We start from the raw sequence: 18,296 nt of genomic DNA, 5'->3' as shown, positions 1-18,296 counted from the left end.
CCACATGTGTCCCGCACGAGCGCGCCGGGCACGGGCGGCACAATCAAGGCCATGCGCCTCCTTCTTTCGACCGCTCTTCCGCTGGCCCTCCTCCTGCTGACCGCCCCGACCCCCGCATCGGCTCAGAAAACCGTGCGCGGCGAGACGCCCTATGCCACGCGCGACGACGCGATGCAGTTCGCCGACGACGTGGCCGAACGGCGCAACCTCGATCGCAAATGGGTGCGCGCGACCATCGGCAACGCACGGCTGCTGCCCAACGTGCCGCGCCTGATGCTGCCGGCACCCAGGGGCACGGCGAAGAACTGGCGCGTCTACCGCAGCCGCTTCATCGACCCGATCCGCATCGCGGCCGGCGTGCGCTTCTGGCGCGCCAATGCCGACACGCTGGCGCGCGCCGAAGCCGAGTACGGCGTGCCGCCCGAGATCATCGTCGGCATCGTCGGCGTCGAGACCATCTACGGCCGCAACATGGGCAACTTCCGAGTCATCGATGCGCTGGCCACGCTGGCTTTCGATTTCCCCCAAGGCCATCCGCGCGCGGCCGAGCGCCAGGCCTTCTTCCGCGGCGAGCTCGAAAGCTTTCTCAGCACCGAAAGCCGCACCGCGGAAGATCCGATGATGCCGGTCGGCAGCTATGCGGGCGCGATGGGCATGCCGCAGTTCATGCCGAGCAGCATCGCCAAGTACGCGATCGACTTCGACGGCGACGGCCGCATCGACTTGGTCAACAACCCGGCCGACGTGATCGGTTCGGTGGCCAGCTATTTCAGGGCCTTCGGCTGGCAGCCGGGCATGCCGCCGATCTACCCGGTCGGCTTCGACGAGGCGCGGCTCAAAAAGGACGTGCTGATGGCGCCCGACATCCTGCCCAGCTTCAGCGCCGACGCGTTCGTGGCCGGCGGCGCCGTGCTCGAGGGCGAGGCGCTCACGCACAAGGGCCTGCTCGCGCTGATCGAGCTGCAGAACGGTGCCGACGCGCCGAACTACGTGGCCGGCACGCAGAACTTCTACGTGATCACGCGCTACAACTGGAGCAGTTACTACGCGATGTCGGTGATCGATCTCGGCCGCGAAGTCCGCACCGCGATGGGGCAGTAGCCATGGACGCCGGCGTGCGGCGCGCCTCGTGGATCGATGCTTGGCGCGACCTCGGCGTCGCTGCGCCCGACGAGGTGCTGCTGGCCAAGCTGCTGGCGCACTACAGCGAGCCGCATCGCGCCTACCACACGCTGCAGCACCTGGACGAATGCCTGGCGGGTCTCGCGCGCGAACGCAGCCATGCAGAGCGCCCGGCCGAGATCGCGCTCGCGCTGTGGTTCCACGACGCGATCTATGACGTGCACCGGCGCGACAACGAGGCGCGAAGCGCCGACTGGGCGCAAGCCGCGCTGCTGGCCGCCGGCGTCGCGGGCGATGCGGCCCGGCGCGTCCATGCGCTGGTGATGGCCACGCGCCACCACGCACAGCCCGAAGATGCCGATGCACAGTTGCTGGTCGACATCGACCTCTCGATCCTCGGCGCGCCTGCCGCGCGCTTTGCCGAGTACGAGCGGCAGATCCGCGCCGAGTACGCACATGTGCCGCCCGAAGTCTTCGAGCTGCGACGGCGTGAAATTCTCGGCCGCTTCCTGGCGCGCGATCCGCTCTATCTCAGCGCATCGATCCGGGCGAAGCTGGAAGTCCAGGCGCGCATCAATCTGCAGCAAGCGATCGGCTGATCAGCCGCCAAAGCCGCCGCGTGCCACGACCTTGGCCGCGCGATCGACGACCACCGCTTCGCCCATCGCCACCGACTCGCCGGTGAAGGCCGTGATGTTGACCTGGTGCGTAACCCAGACCTCGAAAGTACCGGCCGGAATGCGCGCCAGTCCGTCGAGCAGGAGTTGCCGGTTGTTGGCCGAGATCTCAGTGCTGCCGAAGGTCGAGTTGAGAGGCGCCCACAGGGAATGGGCACCGAAGGCCAGGTCCGCCGTGTCCTTGCAGCGGCACCACGCGCTGGAACGCACGGCGCCCGGTGCGAGGCCGCGGGCACGGAACCACTCGCCCGCCGCGCGGGCCTGCGTACGGCCCGCCTCGCTCAGGTTGCGCTGCGTGCTGCACTGGTCCAGCCTGAAGCCGGGCGGATCGCCGACGCCCTGCGTCGTCTGCGCGTGGCGCCACAGCAGCGCGCACCGGCCGGCACGCAGGCGCTCGGCCATCGCATCGGCACCCGTCTGGGCATGGGCACGGCCCAGAAGTGCCGCTGCAAGCAGGATGAATTCGCGTCTTCCAGGCATCGCGCGAGGCTAGCAAAGCGCGGTCGACCCCAAAGCAAAAAGGGCTGCTGCGCCTTCGCACAGCAGCCCTCGAAGCCTTGCGCTTCAGGCGCTCAGCGTGCCTTGCCTTCCTTCCAGGCGCTCAGCAGCTTGTTGTAGTCGATGGTCTCGCCCTTCGGCTTCTCGTTCGCCAGCTTCTTCCACGGCGCATGCTGGTCGCTCAGGTACTTGTTGGGATCGCCCTTGGCATTGAGCTTGGGCGCGCACTTGGCCATGCCGGCGCGCTCCAGGCGGCCCATCACGTTGTCCATCTCGTCGGCCAGGTTGTCCATGGCCTTCTGCGGCGTCTTCTCGCCCGTCACCGCCTCGGCCACGTTCTTCCACCAGAGCTGCGCCAGCTTCGGATAGTCAGGCACGTTGGTGCCGGTCGGCGACCAGGCCACGCGCGCCGGGCTGCGGTAGAACTCGACCAGGCCGCCCAGCTTGGGCGCCATGTCGGTCATCGCCTTCGACTGGATGTCGGACTCGCGGATCGGCGTCAGGCCCACGATGGTCTTCTTGAGCGAGGTGGTCTTGGAAGTGATGAACTGCGCATAGAGCCAGGCGGCGGCCGTGCGGTTCTCGTCGTGCGCAGAGAAGAAGGTCCACGAGCCGACGTCCTGGTAGCCGTTCTGCATGCCCTGCTTCCAGTACGGTCCGTTCGGGCCGGGCGCCATGCGCCACTTGGGCGTGCCGTCCGCGTTGACCACCGGCAGGCCGGCCTTGGTCATGTCGGCGGTGAAGGCCGTGTACCAGAAGATCTGCTGCGCGATCTGGCCCTGCGCGGGCACCGGGCCGGCTTCGCCGAAGGTCATGCCGGTGGCTTCCTTGGGCGCGTACTTCTTCATCCAGTCGATGTACTTGGTCAGCGCATAGACGGCCGCGGGCGAATTGGTCGCACCGCCGCGCGACACGCTGGCGCCCACCGGCGTGCACTTGTCGTCGCCGACGCGAATGCCCCACTCGTCGATCGGCAGGCCGTTGGGCGTTCCGATGTCGGCGGTGCCGGCCATCGAGAGCCAGGCATCGGTGAAGCGCCAGCCGAGCGACGGGTCTTTCTTGCCGTAGTCCATGTGGCCGTAGATCGGCTTGCCGTCGATGGTCTTCACGTCGACGCTGAAGAACTCGGCGATGTCCTCGTAGGCGCTCCAGTTGAGCGGCACGCCCAGGTCGTAGCCGTACTTGGCCTTGAACTTGTCCTTCAGGTCGGGGCGCGCGAACAGGTCGGCGCGGAACCAGTAGAGGTTGGCGAACTGCTGGTCGGGCAACTGGTAGAGCTTGCCGTCTGGACCGGTGGTGAACTTGGTGCCGATGAAGTCCTTGAGGTCGAGGCCCGGGTTGGTGTATTCCTTGCCCTTGCCGGCCATGTAGTCGGTCAGGTTCATGATCTTGCCGTAGCGGTAATGGGTACCGATCAGGTCGGAGTCGGAGACCCAGCCGTCGTAGATCGACTTGCCCGACTGCATCGAGGTCTGCAGTTTCTCGACCACGTCGCCTTCCTGGATCAGGTCGTGCTTGACCTTGATGCCGGTGATTTCCTCGAAGGCCTTGGCCATCGTCTTCGATTCGTACTCGTGCGTGGTGATGGTTTCGGACACCACCGAGATCTCCCTGACGCCCTTGGCCTGCAACTTCTTGGCGGCGTCGATGAACCATTTCATCTCGGCGGTCTGCTGGTCTTTGCTCAGGGTCGACGGCTGGAATTCGCTGTCGATCCATTTCTTGGCCTCCGGTTCTCCGGCCCAGGCGCTCTGCAAGGCAAAAGTCGCCGCTGCCAGTGCCAACGCTGTGTAGCGAATCTTCATGGATGTCTCCTCATGGTGCTTCCCGGTGTTGTGCAGATCCCGGCCCCGGGAAAGCGAAGAGCCGGACAGCTGAAGAAAGCGATTGCCGTCAGCCCTTGCGCATGATCAGCGCCAGCGCGAGCATCGACAGCACGAAGCTGATCCAGATCGACGGTTCGACCTCCAGGCTGAACCACTCCTGGAACAGGCCGGCCAGGCCGATGAAGGCCAGATTGATGTAGGCCGCGATGAGCAGCCCGATGAAGAGCCGGTCGCCGCGCGTGGTTTCCATCGGCAGCCAACCGCGGCGCAGGGTGGTCGGCGACTTGAATTCCCACACGGTCATGCCGACCAGCATCAGTGCGATGCAGCTGAAGAAAACGGCCACCGGCGTGGTCCAGACCATCCACTCGAACATTTTTCAGTCTCCTTAGACGCGTCCCATCGCGAAGCCCTTGGCGATGTAGTGGCGCACGAACCAGATCACGATCGCGCCCGGCACGATGGTCAGCACGCCCGCGGCCGCCAAGGTGGCCCAGTCCATGCCCGAGGCGCTCACCGTGCGCGTCATCGTGGCCACGATCGGCTTGGCGTTCACGCTGGTCAGCGTGCGGGCCAGCAGCAGCTCGACCCAGCTGAACATGAAGCAGAAGAAGGCCGCGACGCCGACGCCGGCCTTGATCAGCGGCAGGAAGATGGTGAGGAAGAAGCGCGGGAAGGAATAGCCGTCGATGTAGGCCGTCTCGTCGATCTCGCGCGGAATGCCGCTCATGAAGCCTTCCAGGATCCACACCGCCAGCGGCACGTTGAAGAGCAGGTGCGCCAGCGCCACGCCCAGATGCGTGTCCATCAGCCCGACCGTGGTGTAGAGCTGGAAGAAGGGCAAGAGGAACACGGCCGGCGGCGTCATGCGGTTGGTGAGCAGCCAGAAGAACACGTGCTTGTCGCCGAGGAAGGAATAGCGCGAGAAGGCATAGGCCGCCGGCAACGCGACCGTGAGCGAGATCACCGTGTTGATGCCGACGTAGATCAGGCTGTTGATGTAGCCCGAGTACCACGATTCGTCGGTGAAGATGCGCGCGTAGTTGGCCCAGGTGAACTGCTGGGGGAAGAAAGAGAAGCTCGAAAGAATCTCCTCGTTGGTCTTGAAGCTCATGTTGACCATCCAGTAGATGGGCAGGAGCGCGAACAGGATGTAGAGCAGCAGGAAGACGCTGCGCTTGCGGAAGCGGCGTTCGTTCATTTCGTTTCCTCCACTTCCTGCGTGCCGACCCGCTGCATCCAGTTGTAGAGCACGAAACACAGCAGCAGAATGATCAGGAAATAGATCAGCGAGAAGGCGGCCGCCGGACCGAGGTCGAACTGGCCGACGGCCTTCTGCGTGAGGTACTGGCTCAGGAAGGTGGTCGCATTGCCCGGACCGCCGCCCGTCAGCACGAAGGGTTCGGTGTAGATCATGAAGCTGTCCATGAAGCGCAGCAGCACCGCGATCACCAGCACGCCGCGCATCTTGGGCAGCTGGATGTAGCGGAACACCGCGAACTTGCTTGCGCCGTCGATGCGCGCGGCCTGGTAGTAGGCATCGGGAATCGAGCGCAGCCCGGCGTAGCACAGCAGCGCGACCAGCGGCGTCCAGTGCCAGACGTCCATCACCAGCACCGTGAGCCAGGCATCGCGCGCGTTGCCGGTGTAGCTGTAGTCGATGCCCAGCTTCTGCAGCGCCCAACCGAAGAGCCCGATGTCGGCACGCCCGAAGATCTGCCAGATGGTGCCGACCACGTTCCACGGAATCAACAGCGAGAGCGCGACCACCACCAGCACGGCCGATGACTTCCAGCCGGTCGATGGCATCGACAGCGCCAGGCAGATGCCCAGCGGGATCTCGACGACGAGCACGGCGAGCGAGAAGCCGAGCTGGCGCCACAGGGCTGCATGCAGCTCGTCGTCGCGCATCACCGCGGCGAACCATTCGGTGCCGACGAACACGCGCCGCTCGGGCGAGATGATGTCCTGCACCGAGTAGTTGACCACCGTCATCAGCGGCACGATGGCCGAGAAGGCCACGCACAGCAGCACCGGCAGCACCAGCCACCAGGCCTTCTGGTTGATGGGTTTCACGGTTCCGTTCATGCGACCAGCTCCTCATCGCGGTAATAGCAGGTGTGCTTGTCCACCACCTTGAGCCAGACCGGCTCGCCGACCGACGGCACCTGCGCATCGGAATGCAGCCGGGCCTTGAGCACGCTCTCGCCGATCTGCGCGCTGAGCATCTGGTGCGTCCCGACGTCCTGCAACTGCGTGACCGTGGCCCTCAATGCGCCGGGCGACTGAAGTTCGGCCAGCGTGAGGTATTCGGGCCGGATGCCGAGCTTGAGCGCGCCGTCGGGCAGCGCCCGCGGCAGCGCGAGCCGGTTGCCCGCGATCTCCAGCACGCCGCCCGCGCACTGCGCCGGCAGGAAGTTCATGCCCGGCGAACCGATGAAGTGGCCGACGAAGGTGTGGGCCGGCCGCTCGAACAGCGCCTCGGCGCTGCCCACCTGCACCGCCTTGCCGCGCGTCATGACGACCACCTCTTCGGCGAAGGTCAGCGCCTCGACCTGGTCGTGCGTGACGTAGATCAGCGTGAGCTTGAGCTCGCGGTGGATCTGCTTGAGCTTGCGCCGCAGCTGCCACTTGAGGTGCGGATCGATCACGGTCAGCGGCTCGTCGAAGAGCACCGCCGACACGTCGCTGCGCACCAGCCCGCGGCCGAGCGAGATCTTCTGCTTGGCATCGGCCGCGAGGTTGGCGGCGCGCTGGTTGAGCTGACCGCTCATGTCGAGCATCTCGGCGATCTCGCCCACCCGCCTCTTGATCTGCTCGGCTGGCAGCTGCCGGTTGCGCAGCGGGAAGGCGAGGTTCTCGGCCACGGTCATGGTGTCGTAGATCACCGGGAACTGGAACACCTGCGCGATGTTGCGCTGCTGCGGCGTCTCCAGCGTCACGTCGCGGCCGTTGAAGCGCACGCTGCCCTGCGAGGGCGCGAGCAGGCCCGAGATGATGTTGAGCATGGTGGTCTTGCCGCAGCCCGAGGGGCCGAGCAAGGCGTAGGCGCCGCCGTCGCGAAAGCTCATCTTGAGCGGCAGCAGCGCATAGTCGCTGTCCTCCCTCGGGTTGGGGTGATAGGCATGGGCCAGGTCGAGGTCGATGCGGGCCATGTCAGTCTCCCTTCCGGCGCCAGGCCGGCGCCACCGCGAGCCGCTCGCCGGCGTCGAACACGTAGGCCTGCGAGGCCGCGAAGTACAAGGTGATCGCCGTGCCGAGTTCGAAGCGGTGCACCCCGGTCAGTTGCGCCACCAGTTCGCCCACCAGCGTCTCGGCGTGAACGAAGGTGTCGGAGCCAGAGATCTCGGCCAGTTCGACCTTGCCGGGCAGGGCGATGTCGCCCTCCCCCGCGTTCACGTTCAGCGCACTCGCGCGCAGGCCGATGGTCACGGCGCCTTCGACGGCCGCCGGCAGCGCGATCGGCAGCAGCGGCCCGCCTTCGAGTTGCACGCCGCCGGCGACCACGCGGCCGGCCAGCAGGTTCATCGGCGGGTCGCTGAAGGCGCGCGCCACGCGCAGCGACTGCGGCGCATGGAACACCTCGGCGGTCGGCCCGTACTGCAGCAGCTCGCCGGCATCCATCACCGCGGTGTAGCCGCCCAGCAGCAGGGCCTCCCCAGGTTCGGTGGTGGCGTAGATCACGGTCGAGTCGCCGGTGGCGAAGAGCTGCGTGAGTTCTTCGCGCAGGCCTTCGCGCAGCTTGTAGTCGAGGTTGACCAGCGGCTCGTCGAGCAGCATCAGCGGCGCGTTCTTGGCCAGCGCGCGCGCCAGCGCCACGCGCTGCTGCTGGCCGCCCGAGAGTTCGGCCGGATAGCGGTCGAGGAACATGCCGATGTGCAGCTTGTCGGCCAGCTCGCGCACCTTCGCATCGACGTTCTTCTCGCCGCGCAGCTTGAGCGGCGAGCCGATGTTCTCGCCCACCTTGAGCGAGGGGTAGTTGATGAACTGCTGGTAGACCATCGCCACGTTGCGCTCGCGCACCGGCACGCCGGTCACGTCCTTGCCGTCGACCTGCACCTTGCCTTCGGTCGGCGTGTCGAGGCCGGCCATCAGCCGCATCAGGCTGGTCTTGCCGGCCTGCGTGGCGCCCAGCAGCACGGTCACCGCACCATGCTTCGGCGCGATGCTCTGCGGGTAGAGCCAGGTCTGGGCGCCCACCTTCTTGGTGACGCGCTCGAGTGTCAGTTGCATGCAGCAATTCCTTCTTGCGAACTCGTGTTGATCTCCATCCAGGTACCGACCTGCTCGCGCTCCTGGCGCGTGAGGTGCAGGCCCAGCTTGGAGCGGCGCCAGAGCACGTCGTCGCCGCTGCAGGCCCACTCCTCGTTGTGCAGATAGCGCAGCTCGCGCTCGTGCAGGCAGGGTGCCACGGCGGCGCCGAGGTCGGCCATCGATTGCGCATCGCCGATCACGTTCGAGATGCGGGCGCCGTAGGCGCGCGCGAGCCGGCGCGCCAGCGCGGCATCGAGCCACGGGTACTTCGAGCCAACCGCTGCCACGAAGCGTTCGAAATCGTCATCGGGCCGCGCGGCGGTACCGATCCAGCCCGACAGGTCGCCGCCCGCGAGAAAGGCGCCTTCGGTCCATGCCGGCCGCGCATCGCCGAGCATCCGGCCCACCTCGTCGGCCGCGTCTTCGGCGAGCTTGCGAAAGGTCGTGATCTTGCCGCCCCACACAGACAGCAGCGGTGCGGCACCGGTGTTGCTTTCGAGCAGGTAGTCGCGCGTGACGGCCGAGGGGTCGCCCGAGTCGTCGTCGAGCAGCGGCCGCACGCCCGAGTAGGTCCAGACCACGTCGGCCGGCACGATGGGCTTCTCGAAGTAGCGGCTGGCCTGGGTGCAGAGGTAGTCGATCTCGTCCGCGCCGATGCGCGCCGCGCCGGGGTCGTCGCCGTTCAGCTCGATGTCGGTGGTGCCGATCAGCGTGAAATCGTCCTGGTAGGGAATCGCGAAGATGATCCGCTTGTCGGGGTTCTGGAAGATGTAGGCGTGGTCGTGCTTGAAGAGGCGTGGCACCACGATGTGGCTGCCCTTGACCAGCCGCAGGTGCCGCGTGGCCAACGCCTCGCCCTTGGCCGCGTGGGCCACGCCGCGCAAGAAGGATTCGGCCCAGGGCCCCGCCGCATTGACCACGGCGCGCGCGCGCACCGTGCGCTGGGCGCCGCCCGCGGATTCGAGCAGAGCGGTCCAGCCATCGACATCGCGGCGCGCGCTCACGCAGCGCGTGCGGGTCAGCACCTCGGCCCCCTTGGCGCGCGCATCGAGCGCATTGAGCACCACCAGCCGCGCGTCATCGACCCAGCCGTCGGAGTAGACGAAGCCGCGTTTGAACTGCGGCTTGAGCGGCTCGCCGGCCGCGTGGCTGCGCAGGTCGATAGCGCGCGAGCCCGGCAGCACCTCGCGCTTGGCCAGGTGGTCGTACATGAAGAGGCCGATGCGCACCATCCAGGCCGGCCGCATGGAGGGATCGTGCGGCATCACGAAACGCAGCGGCCACATGATGTGCGGCGCGCTCTTGAGCAGCACCTCGCGTTCCTGCAAGGCCTTGCGCACCAGCGAGAACTCGTAGTACTCGAGGTAGCGCAGACCGCCGTGGATCAGCTTGGTGGACGACGAGGAGGTGTGCGCCGCGAGATCGTCCTTCTCGCACAGCAGCACGCGAAAGCCGCGGCCCGCCAGATCGCGCGCGATGCCGCAGCCATTGATGCCGCCGCCGACGATGAGCACGTCGCAGTCGGTGATGGCGGCGGAGGTGGACGGGGGGATGGCGCTCACAACGGACGGAGGGATGGACCCGTGAATTTGTTCACTTATTTCGCCTGAGGCGTTTTCGTATTCTTTCATTTTGATTCCTTAATGCGCGATTTTCCTTGGCGTTAACCCTTAAGTCCATTCGTTTTCTTTCGCTTTAAAGTAACGCGCCCCGCGCTCTCTTCCATGTCAGTGAACTCCAACCCCCGCCAACTCAAGCTGCTCAACACCGTCCGCGCCCGCGGCTCGATCACGGTCGAACAGCTGGCCGAAATGCTCGAAGTGACGCTGCAGACCGTGCGCCGCGACGTGCAGCGACTGGCCGACGAAGGCCTGCTGACGCGCTTCCATGGCGGTGTGCGGGTGCCGAGCTCGACCACCGAGAACATCGGCTACCAGCAGCGCGAAACGCTCAATGCCGAAGGCAAGGCGCGCATCGCGCGCGCCGTGGCCGCGCGGGTGCCGAACGACTGTTCGCTGATCCTCAACATCGGCACCACCACCGAGGCGATCGCGAAGGCGCTGCTGCGCCACACCGGGCTGCGCGTGATCACCAACAACCTCAATGTCGCGACCATCCTGAGCGACAACCCGAACTGCGAGGTGATCGTCGCGGGCGGCTCGGTGCGGCTGCGCGACCGCGCGATCGTGGGCGAGGCGACGGTCGATTTCATCCGCCAGTTCAAGGTCGACATCGCGCTGATCGGCGTTTCCAGCATCGAGGACGATGGCACGCTGCGCGACTTCGACCTGCGCGAGGTGAAGGTGGCGCAGACCATCATTGCGCAGGCGCGCGAGGTCTGGCTCGCGGCCGACGCGAGCAAGTTCAACCGCCCTGCCATGATCGAGCTGGCGAAGCTGTCGCAGATCGATTGCCTTTTTACCGACGCCGAGCCGCCGCCGCCTTTTCCGGAGCTGCTCGAGCGCGCACAGGTGCGCTGCGAGATCGCATCAAAGGACCACTGAGATGACCTACCTGCTCGCCCTCGACCAGGGCACGTCGAGCTCCCGCAGCATCGTCTTCGATCGCGAAGGCCGCATCGTCGCCATCGCCCAGCAAGAGCTCACGCAGATCTACCCGCAGCCCGGCTGGGTCGAGCACGACCCGGTGGAGATCTGGACCAGCCAGCTCGCGACCGCGCGCGAGGTGCTCGCTAAAGCGAAGCTCACAGCGAGCGACATCCACGCGCTGGGCATCACCAACCAGCGCGAAACCACCGTGCTGTGGAACCGCAAGACCGGCCAGCCGGTGCACCACGCCATCGTCTGGCAGGACCGGCGCGCCGAGCCGCTGTGCGCACGGCTGCGCGAAGACGGCATGACCGACACCATCCGCGACAAGACCGGTCTCGTGATCGACGCCTACTTCTCCGGCACCAAGCTGCGCTGGCTGCTCGACAACGTGCCCGGCGCACGCGCCGCGGCCGAGCGCGGCGAGCTGGCCTTCGGCACCGTCGACAGCTGGCTGATCTGGCAACTGACCGGTGGCAAGGTGCATGTGACCGACGTGAGCAACGCCTCGCGCACCATGCTCTTCAATGTCCGCAGCAACCAGTGGGATGCCGATCTGCTGAAGGCGCTGGACATCCCCGCCTCGCTGATGCCCGAGGCGAAGCCTTCGAGCGCGCACTTTGCCGACACCGACGCGGGCCTGTTCGAGCGCAGCCTGCCCGTCGGCGGCGTGGCGGGCGACCAGCAAAGCGCCCTCTTCGGCCAGGCCTGCTTCGAGGCCGGCATGGCCAAGAACACCTATGGCACCGGCTGCTTCCTGTTGATGCACACCGGCGGCGCCTTCCAGCCTTCGCAGAACGGCCTGCTCGTGACCAGCGCGGCGCAGACCAGCGCCCTGCCGCAGTACGCGATGGAAGGCAGCGTGTTCGTCGGCGGCGCGGTAGTGCAGTGGCTGCGCGACGGCTTGAAGGCCATCCAGGGCAGCGCACAGGTGCAGGCGCTGGCCGAGAGCGTGCCCGATGCGGGCGGCGTGATGATGGTGCCGGCCTTTACCGGCCTCGGCGCGCCCTACTGGAACGCCGACGCGCGCGGCACCATCACCGGCCTCACGCGCGGCACCACCGTCGCGCACATCGCGCGCGCGGCGCTGGAGAGCATTGCTTATCAGAGCGCCGCGCTGCTGCAGGCCATGAGCCGCGATGCGGTGGCCGCGGGCGGCACGCCGGTGGCGGAGTTGCGCGTCGACGGCGGCGCGGCCGTCAACGATCTGCTGATGCAGTTCCAGGCGGATCTGCTGGGGATTCCAGTGGTACGGCCGGAGGTCATCGAGACCACGGCGCTCGGTGCGGCTTACCTGGCAGGACTCTCGACCGGCGTGTACCGCGACCTGGGTGAGTTGTCGAAGCAGTGGCGCGTCGAACGGCGCTTCATGCCTACCCTGAGCCGGGTGAAGGCTGAGGAGAAGATGGAGCGGTGGGAGCTGGCGGTGCGGAGGGCGACGCTGGTTTGATGCCATGACCCCGATCGAGAACACCGAGGACCGCTATGGCGCTGTTGCGATCCTGCTCCACTGGTTGATGGCTTTTCTTGTCATCGGACTTTTGGCATTGGGCATCTACATGGTCACGCTTCCAGATGTCGGCTTCAATACAAAAAAGATCACGCTGATTCTCTACCACAAGGAGCTTGGCTTGCTGGTACTCGTCTTGCTCGCGGTGCGCTTGGGCTGGCGTTTGACGAATGTGCTCCCGCAACTGGTTGCACACCTGCCTGATTGGCAAAAAATCGCCGCCCGATTCGTCCATCTCTCCTTTTACGCACTGATGTTCGTCTTGCCGATGACTGGTTGGCTCATGTCTTCCGCCGCTGGCATCCCGGTATCGTTCTTTGGCTTGTTCACGCTGCCTGATTTCCTTCCTCGCGACGACCATCTGTTTCAGCGACTCATCGATGTCCACAAGTGGCTCGCTTATGTGCTCGTGCTTGTCATATTCGTCCATGTGGGCGCGGCACTGAGGCATCATTTCGTATTCAAGGACGATACTTTGCGCAAAATGCTGCCCTAACCCGCTTTCTCGACCACGAACCTGGCGAGTTCCCGCAATACTTTTACCGCAGCCTCATTGGCCGCCGCGACCCCGGCGGAGGGATTTCTCTCCCGCAAGGGTTCGCGCACCGACACTTCCTTTGTCGCGATAACCCGATTCATTGCCTCGCGACTTAGATAGAAGCGTATCGTGAGCTGCAGTATCGCCGAGTCTGAAGTGAAGTCCTGCTTGAGCTCCAGGATTTCGGTGCGAAGAGCGAAAGTGTGGCGACCAAAATGAGGAGGCGACCGGACCTCGCTGAAATAGTGCGTATTCGAAATTGTCTTGACGATCAGAGGCAGCATCATCTGCGCTGGTGTTTCCGCCCATTCATTCCGACTGAAATACGCGATTTGATGGGCCTGGGTGGTATAGGCCATTTGCGTCGTGCCATAGACCGGATGGGTCTCGGGGACCAGAACCAACAGGGTCGCGGAGCGAGTCCGTTCGTTGGGCAGGTCGAGTGGGATGCTGCTCAGCACATGTTTCTTGGCGGCAGTATCGACCGGCGACAACAGGGCACAGCCCGAAAGCAGGATGGCACATAGCGCAACCAGCGCCGCCCTCGCCATACTTCCCTTCATTTTTCTTCCCCGGGCCCAAGCGGTGGAGGCCTGGTGCCGCGAATCAAGATCGACGGGTCTCGATTGATCCTGGTCGCCACGCCGGAGAGGGAACTGGACAGCGCATCGAGATTGGACAGGGTCTTGTGAGCCTCAGGCAGGATTTGCGTCTGAAGCGCTCTCACTGTGTCATGACTCGATTCCAGCAGAGGCTCCAGACGATGACTCGCGCGCTCGGTATTGGCAACGATCGAGTTCAGCTTCCTGGTATTTTCTGCCAGTACCTTGGTTACTTGCTGCAAGCTGTCGACCGATTGCTTCAGCGATGCGATGGTCTTCTCGTCGAATGTCGATTGCAGCAGCTCAGTGACGGCTTGGACATTCTCGTTCATCTGAGTCAGCGTCCCATCGAGCGTCATTGATTTCGACGGCGCCGTCGGTATTGTCGGATAAAGTTCGCCCGGCCGTGCTGCCAGCGGCCGCGAATCGATGCCGGCGTCTTCGATAGCAATGTAAACGTAGCCGGTGAATCCTCGCGAAGCGAGTCCACGCGAGGTGATCGTGGCGACGCTGGCCGAGGTAATCGGAGCGGTCTTGTCGATACTCAACAAAATGCTCACTGAATTCGACCGGACCAGCTTGACGCTTTTCACCCTTCCCACATCAACGCCGTGGAATTCGACAGGAGCATCGGCAATGAGGCCGGAGACGGACTCCTCGGTAGAAATCTGATAGTTCACATAATCGCTTACGGAAACAAAATACCAGATTGCCCCAGCGAGAATCGACACAAGCAGGAACGCCACGAACGCAAGTCGCGCCTTCGTGTTGACATCGTTTTTCATCGCGCATTGCCTCCATGGCTAGCCCGCACATCGCCGGCCAAATAGGCGCTTGGGCCGGTGCCAGCCTAGTCCGTCATCCCTGCAATTGCCACGCGATGCGAAGATTGCATTTTCGACCCGTTGGCGGGCGAGCCTCAACCCCTCGCCACGCAAGGACATCCCCTACCTATATTCCCCACCCGTGATCCCGACCGGCGTGACCAGTGAACTGGTCCTTGGGCCCTCGGATCTCGACATCTCCGGCGGCGATGCGCTCACCACAGCGGATCCGTCGGCATTCGACAAGCAGCCGAAGACCGGCAACTTCTCGCACCGAAGCGTGTACTGGCAGAAAGTCAGCCAAGCCGGCTATCGCCTGGTCGTTGATGAAACTCCATACGGATGGAGAGGCGATCAGTACGCGATCTTCGCGGTTCCGGAAGCAACGAAGTCCGACGATTTCATCGCGCAGGTGAGCGACGATGACCCGCGAAACCAGAACACGATTCGCCCGATGCGTCGCTCGCCGACTGGGCGCGAAAGGAACCCTATAACCACGAACTGCTCGGTCAAATTCGCAAGCAGTACCGTTTGGCCGAGCCGACGATGGCCGCGTACTATCAGGGCCGCTTTGGCCGCTCGAAGGTAGAGTCAAGGCGCATGGCGGCCTATGCGCTGGACATCATGTTCCGCTCGCGCTATGTGTTTCATAGGGAACGGCACGATGCACCCGACAATGAATCACCATCGAATCCGTGGCGGACCGGAAAGTCTGCTTTGAATCGCCCATCGGTGTTCAGAGTCGGTCCTACAGGTCGATGAACTTGCGCCCACAGCGCGCCGTAGTCGCCGACTCGCAGTCGAAAAATGCTCAGTGCCCAGGCACCAAAAAGTCCTGACTGATCCGCCACCCCAACTCATTCACCCGATCGAGAAACTGCGTCAGATAGGCATGCAGTCCCGTCGCCAGAATCTCATCGACCCGCGCGTACTGCAAATCGGCCAGAAGCTTCCCCGCACGCCGCTGCGTCTCCGCGCTCTGGTCGTTCTGCACCTTCGCAAGATTGCTCACCACTTCGACCAGGCTCGCATGCAGCGAACGCGGCATGTCGGCGCGCAGGATCAGGAGCTCGGCCACGCGTTCAGGCTTGATCACGTCGCGGTACACCTTGCGGTAGACCTCGAAGGCCGAGACGCTGCGCAGGATCGCGCTCCAGTGATAGAAGTCGTACTCCTGGTCTTCCTCGGTGGCGGTGCCGAAGAACTCGCTGTTGAGCGCATGGAACTTCACGTCGACCAGGCGTGCCGTGTTGTCCGCGCGCTCCAGGAAGGTGCCCAGGCGCGAGAAGTGGAAGGCCTCGTCCTGCAGCATGGTGCCCAGGGTCACGCCGCGCGAGAGGTGCGAGCGGAACTTGACCCATTCGAAGAACTGGCCCGGATCGCGCTCGAATTCGCCGGCGCGCAGCATGCGGTTGACCTCGAGCCAGGTCGTGTTCTGCGTCTCCCAGGCTTCGGTGGTGAGCGCGCCGCGCACGGCCCGCGCGTTCTCGCGCGCGGCTCGGAGGCACGAAAGGATCGACGAGGGATTGGACTCGTCCTTGACCATGAACTCCATCACCTCGTCGGGCACGATGTACTCGTGCTTTTCGTTGAACAAGGGCAGCAGCTCGCTGATGGAGAGCAGGCCCTGCCAGCCGTACTTGGCAACCTCGGCCGATTGCGGCAAGAGCGAGGTCTGGTAGTTGACGTCGAGCATGCGCGCGGTGTTTTCGGCCCGCTCGGTGTAGCGCGACATCCAGTAGAGGTGATCGGCAGTGCGTGACAACATGCTGTGGTGCTCCCCTGATCAACCCACTTGGGTTTGCGATTGCGATTGCGACTGCGATTCCGAGCGCGACTTGGTGCGGCGGTCCCCTTCGAGAATCCAGGTGTCCTTGGTGCCGCCGCCCTGCGACGAATTGACGACCAGCGAGCCCTCCTTGAGCGCGACGCGCGTGAGGCCGCCGGGCACCATCTGCACTTCCTTGCCCGAGAGCACGAAGGGGCGCAGGTCGATGTGGCGCGGCGCGATGCCGGCCTCCACGAAGGTGGGCGAGGTCGACAGGCTCAAGGTGGGCTGCGCGATGTAGCCGTCGGGCTTGGCGAGCACGGCTTTCTTGAAGTCCTCGATCTCGGCATGCGTCGCCGCCGGGCCGATCAGCATGCCGTAGCCGCCGGCGCCGTGCACTTCCTTGACCACCAGGTCCTTCATGTTGGCCAGTGTGTAGTCGAGTTCCTCCTTGTTGCGGCACATGTAGGTGGGCACGTTCTTGAGGATCGGCTTCTCGCCGAGGTAGAACTCGATCATCTTCGGCACGTAGGGGTAGATCGACTTGTCGTCCGCCACGCCGGTGCCGACCGCATTGCAGATCACGACGTTGCCCTCGCGGTAGGCGCGCATGAGGCCGGCGCAACCGAGCGTCGACGTGGGGCGGAACACCTCGGGGTCGAGGAAGTCGTCGTCGACGCGGCGGTAGATCACGTCGACGCGCCGCGGGCCGCGCGTGGTGCGCATGTAGACGAAGTCGTCCTTGACGAAGAGGTCCTGCCCTTCGACCAGCTCCACGCCCATCTGCTGCGCGAGGAAGGCATGCTCGAAGTAGGCGCTGTTGTACATGCCGGGTGTGAGCACCACCACGGTGGGCTCGGCGGTCGCGGGCGGCGCGGAGGCGCGCAGGGTTTCGAGCAGCAGGTCGGGATAGTGCGCCACCGGCGCGACGCGGTTCTGGCTGAACAGCTCGGGGAAGAGCCGCATCATCATCTTGCGGTTCTCCAGCATGTAGCTCACGCCGCTGGGAACCCGCAGGTTGTCTTCGAGCACGTAGTACTCGCCGTTGCCGGCCGCGTCCGGCGCGCGCACGATGTCGATGCCGGAGATGTGCGAGTAGATGTCGTTGGGCACCTTCACGCCCACCATCTCGGGGCGGTACTGCGCGTTGTTGAAGATCTGCTCTGAGGGGACCACGCCGGCCTTGACGATCTCCTGCCCGTGGTAGACGTCGTGGATGAAGCGGTTGAGCGCGGTCACGCGCTGCACCAGCCCCTTCTCCATGCTTTCCCACTCGTGCGCGGGAATGATGCGCGGCAGCAGGTCGAAGGGGATCAGGCGCTCGGTGCCCGAACCGTCCTCGTCCTTCGCTCCGTACACGGCAAAGGTGATGCCGACCCGGCGGAAGATCATTTCCGCCTCCTCGCGCCGCGATCGCATCACCTCGCCGGGCTGCTTCGCGAGCCATTGGTCGTAGCGCTTGTAGTGGTTTCGGACCGCTGCGCCATGGTAGGGCAGCTGCTCGTACATCTCGTCGAATTTGTGCATGGGACGACCAATCTCCTTGGGCGTAGCTTAGCAAGTTCAGGGCCAGTGCTTCTAGGGAACAACGTGGTGCCAGTAGCGTTTCGCGGTCCGGCGCTGGCATTCGCGGGGGCACGCGCGGCATGCCGCGGTCGTTACCGCCGGCCCAGCGCGCCGATTCGAGGTCGAAGAGAAAGCGCACGGCGCCATCGCCGCGCTGCGGCATCTGCGAAACGATGCCCACCACCTGCAGGTCGCGCCCCTCGAGCGCGGGCGCCAGCGCATCACCCGTATAGGCGGTCGCGCGCCAGCCCGCGAGGCCGGCGCCGGCCATCGCGCCGAGCAGCAGCATGGCCAGGGCCGAGCGTCGCAATCCCCGCAGCAACAGCCCGCCGGCGACCGCGGCAACAGCACCCCGGCGTAAACACCACCATGCCACAGCGCCGCCTGCTGCAACTGCAGCGCAGCGCCCAGCACCAAGCCGGCCATGGCGGCAAAGAAAGCCAGGCCGCGCGGCTCCCCGCCCGGCGTCACGCAACGATCCCTGATGACATGCTGCAATCGCTCCCTTACACGCTCTCTGTGGCGCGCTAATTGCTAACCGTGTGGGCTAGTATGCGTCTCA

19 protein-coding genes are annotated in these 18,296 nt (G+C 65.0%); 7 read left to right on the top strand and 12 right to left on the bottom strand.

Translation table 11 applies throughout. The annotated features are described in order from the left end of the window. Nucleotides 1-51: 51 nt before the first annotated feature. A complete protein-coding gene (mltB, locus tag ACSQ9A_RS10595) occupies nt 52-1,101 on the top strand; it encodes a lytic murein transglycosylase B (RefSeq protein ID WP_436303612.1) in 1,050 nt (349 codons plus the stop codon). A gap of 2 nt (nt 1,102-1,103) precedes the next feature. Further along, nucleotides 1,104-1,721, top strand: a complete 618-nt coding sequence (locus ACSQ9A_RS10590) for an HD domain-containing protein (protein WP_436303611.1) — start codon at nt 1,104-1,106, stop codon at nt 1,719-1,721. Here ACSQ9A_RS10590 and ACSQ9A_RS10585 read toward each other — a convergent pair whose 3' ends face one another. The 8 genes from ACSQ9A_RS10585 to glpD form a co-directional block, all read right to left on the bottom strand. Beyond that, on the bottom strand, nt 1,722-2,279 hold the full coding sequence (locus tag ACSQ9A_RS10585) for a histidine phosphatase family protein (protein WP_436290563.1): 558 nt from the start codon (nt 2,277-2,279) through the stop codon (nt 1,722-1,724). Nucleotides 2,280-2,371: 92 nt separating this feature from the next. Then, complete coding sequence (locus ACSQ9A_RS10580; protein ID WP_093102636.1) at nt 2,372-4,102, bottom strand: ABC transporter substrate-binding protein; 1,731 nt, start codon at nt 4,100-4,102, stop codon at nt 2,372-2,374. Nucleotides 4,103-4,190: 88 nt separating this feature from the next. After that, nucleotides 4,191-4,499 (bottom strand): DUF2160 domain-containing protein, encoded by a 309-nt coding sequence (locus tag ACSQ9A_RS10575; RefSeq protein WP_093102634.1) that lies wholly within the window; start codon nt 4,497-4,499, stop codon nt 4,191-4,193. A gap of 12 nt (nt 4,500-4,511) precedes the next feature. Beyond that, nucleotides 4,512-5,324 carry a carbohydrate ABC transporter permease gene (locus ACSQ9A_RS10570; RefSeq protein WP_093102633.1) on the bottom strand — a complete coding sequence of 271 codons (813 nt, stop codon included), beginning with the start codon at nt 5,322-5,324 and terminating at the stop codon, nt 4,512-4,514. After that, nucleotides 5,321-6,211, bottom strand: a complete 891-nt coding sequence (locus ACSQ9A_RS10565; RefSeq protein ID WP_436290564.1) for a carbohydrate ABC transporter permease — start codon at nt 6,209-6,211, stop codon at nt 5,321-5,323. The genes ACSQ9A_RS10570 and ACSQ9A_RS10565 overlap by 4 nt, the downstream gene beginning before the upstream one ends. Then, nucleotides 6,208-7,278 (bottom strand): ABC transporter ATP-binding protein, encoded by a 1,071-nt coding sequence (locus tag ACSQ9A_RS10560; RefSeq protein WP_436303610.1) that lies wholly within the window; start codon nt 7,276-7,278, stop codon nt 6,208-6,210. Before ACSQ9A_RS10560 ends, ACSQ9A_RS10565 begins: the two co-directional genes overlap by 4 nt. 1 nt (nt 7,279) lies before the next feature. Next, nucleotides 7,280-8,356, bottom strand: coding sequence for an ABC transporter ATP-binding protein (locus tag ACSQ9A_RS10555; RefSeq protein ID WP_436303609.1), 1,077 nt, complete (start codon nt 8,354-8,356; stop codon nt 7,280-7,282). After that, a complete protein-coding gene (glpD, locus tag ACSQ9A_RS10550) occupies nt 8,347-10,008 on the bottom strand; it encodes a glycerol-3-phosphate dehydrogenase (RefSeq protein WP_436303608.1) in 1,662 nt (553 codons plus the stop codon). Before glpD ends, ACSQ9A_RS10555 begins: the two co-directional genes overlap by 10 nt. Nucleotides 10,009-10,107: 99 nt before the next feature. Here glpD and ACSQ9A_RS10545 point away from each other — a divergent pair, with 99 nt between their 5' ends. The 3 genes from ACSQ9A_RS10545 to ACSQ9A_RS10535 are packed head-to-tail and all read left to right on the top strand — an operon-like array spanning nt 10,108 to nt 12,932. After that, entirely contained in the window at nt 10,108-10,881 is a 774-nt protein-coding gene (locus tag ACSQ9A_RS10545) for a DeoR/GlpR family DNA-binding transcription regulator (RefSeq protein ID WP_093102690.1), read from the top strand. Nucleotide 10,882: 1 nt separating this feature from the next. Beyond that, nucleotides 10,883-12,376, top strand: coding sequence for a glycerol kinase GlpK (gene glpK, locus ACSQ9A_RS10540; protein ID WP_436303607.1), 1,494 nt, complete (start codon nt 10,883-10,885; stop codon nt 12,374-12,376). Between the two features lie 4 nt (nt 12,377-12,380). Beyond that, entirely contained in the window at nt 12,381-12,932 is a 552-nt protein-coding gene (locus ACSQ9A_RS10535; RefSeq protein WP_436290568.1) for a cytochrome b, read from the top strand. On the opposite strand, the gene ACSQ9A_RS10530 is transcribed toward ACSQ9A_RS10535, so the two are convergent. Both ACSQ9A_RS10530 and ACSQ9A_RS10525 read right to left on the bottom strand, forming a co-directional pair. Then, complete coding sequence (locus ACSQ9A_RS10530; protein ID WP_436303606.1) at nt 12,929-13,537, bottom strand: ABC-type transport auxiliary lipoprotein family protein; 609 nt, start codon at nt 13,535-13,537, stop codon at nt 12,929-12,931. The two genes, ACSQ9A_RS10535 and ACSQ9A_RS10530, sit on opposite strands and share 4 nt — an antisense overlap. Further along, nucleotides 13,534-14,361: an MlaD family protein gene (locus ACSQ9A_RS10525; RefSeq protein WP_436303605.1), complete on the bottom strand. Its 828-nt coding sequence runs from the start codon at nt 14,359-14,361 to the stop codon at nt 13,534-13,536. The genes ACSQ9A_RS10530 and ACSQ9A_RS10525 overlap by 4 nt, the downstream gene beginning before the upstream one ends. 181 nt (nt 14,362-14,542) lie before the next feature. Here ACSQ9A_RS10525 and ACSQ9A_RS10520 point away from each other — a divergent pair, with 181 nt between their 5' ends. Further along, a complete protein-coding gene (locus ACSQ9A_RS10520) occupies nt 14,543-14,989 on the top strand; it encodes a hypothetical protein (RefSeq protein ID WP_436303603.1) in 447 nt (148 codons plus the stop codon). Nucleotides 14,990-15,211: 222 nt separating this feature from the next. On the opposite strand, the gene ACSQ9A_RS10515 is transcribed toward ACSQ9A_RS10520, so the two are convergent. Together ACSQ9A_RS10515 and ACSQ9A_RS10510 are read right to left on the bottom strand one after the other, a co-directional pair. Then, nucleotides 15,212-16,168 carry an alpha-E domain-containing protein gene (locus ACSQ9A_RS10515; protein ID WP_436303602.1) on the bottom strand — a complete coding sequence of 319 codons (957 nt, stop codon included), beginning with the start codon at nt 16,166-16,168 and terminating at the stop codon, nt 15,212-15,214. Between the two features lie 18 nt (nt 16,169-16,186). Continuing rightward, entirely contained in the window at nt 16,187-17,695 is a 1,509-nt protein-coding gene (locus ACSQ9A_RS10510) for a circularly permuted type 2 ATP-grasp protein (RefSeq protein ID WP_436303601.1), read from the bottom strand. Nucleotides 17,696-18,103: 408 nt separating this feature from the next. Here ACSQ9A_RS10510 and ACSQ9A_RS10505 point away from each other — a divergent pair, with 408 nt between their 5' ends. Beyond that, nucleotides 18,104-18,265 (top strand): hypothetical protein, encoded by a 162-nt coding sequence (locus tag ACSQ9A_RS10505; protein ID WP_436303600.1) that lies wholly within the window; start codon nt 18,104-18,106, stop codon nt 18,263-18,265. Nucleotides 18,266-18,296 lie beyond the last annotated feature (31 nt).

The organism is Variovorax sp. LjRoot290 (assembly GCF_964253985.1).
Lineage (GTDB): Bacteria > Pseudomonadota > Gammaproteobacteria > Burkholderiales > Burkholderiaceae_C > Variovorax.
This window is presented reverse-complemented; position numbering and strand designations above follow the sequence as displayed.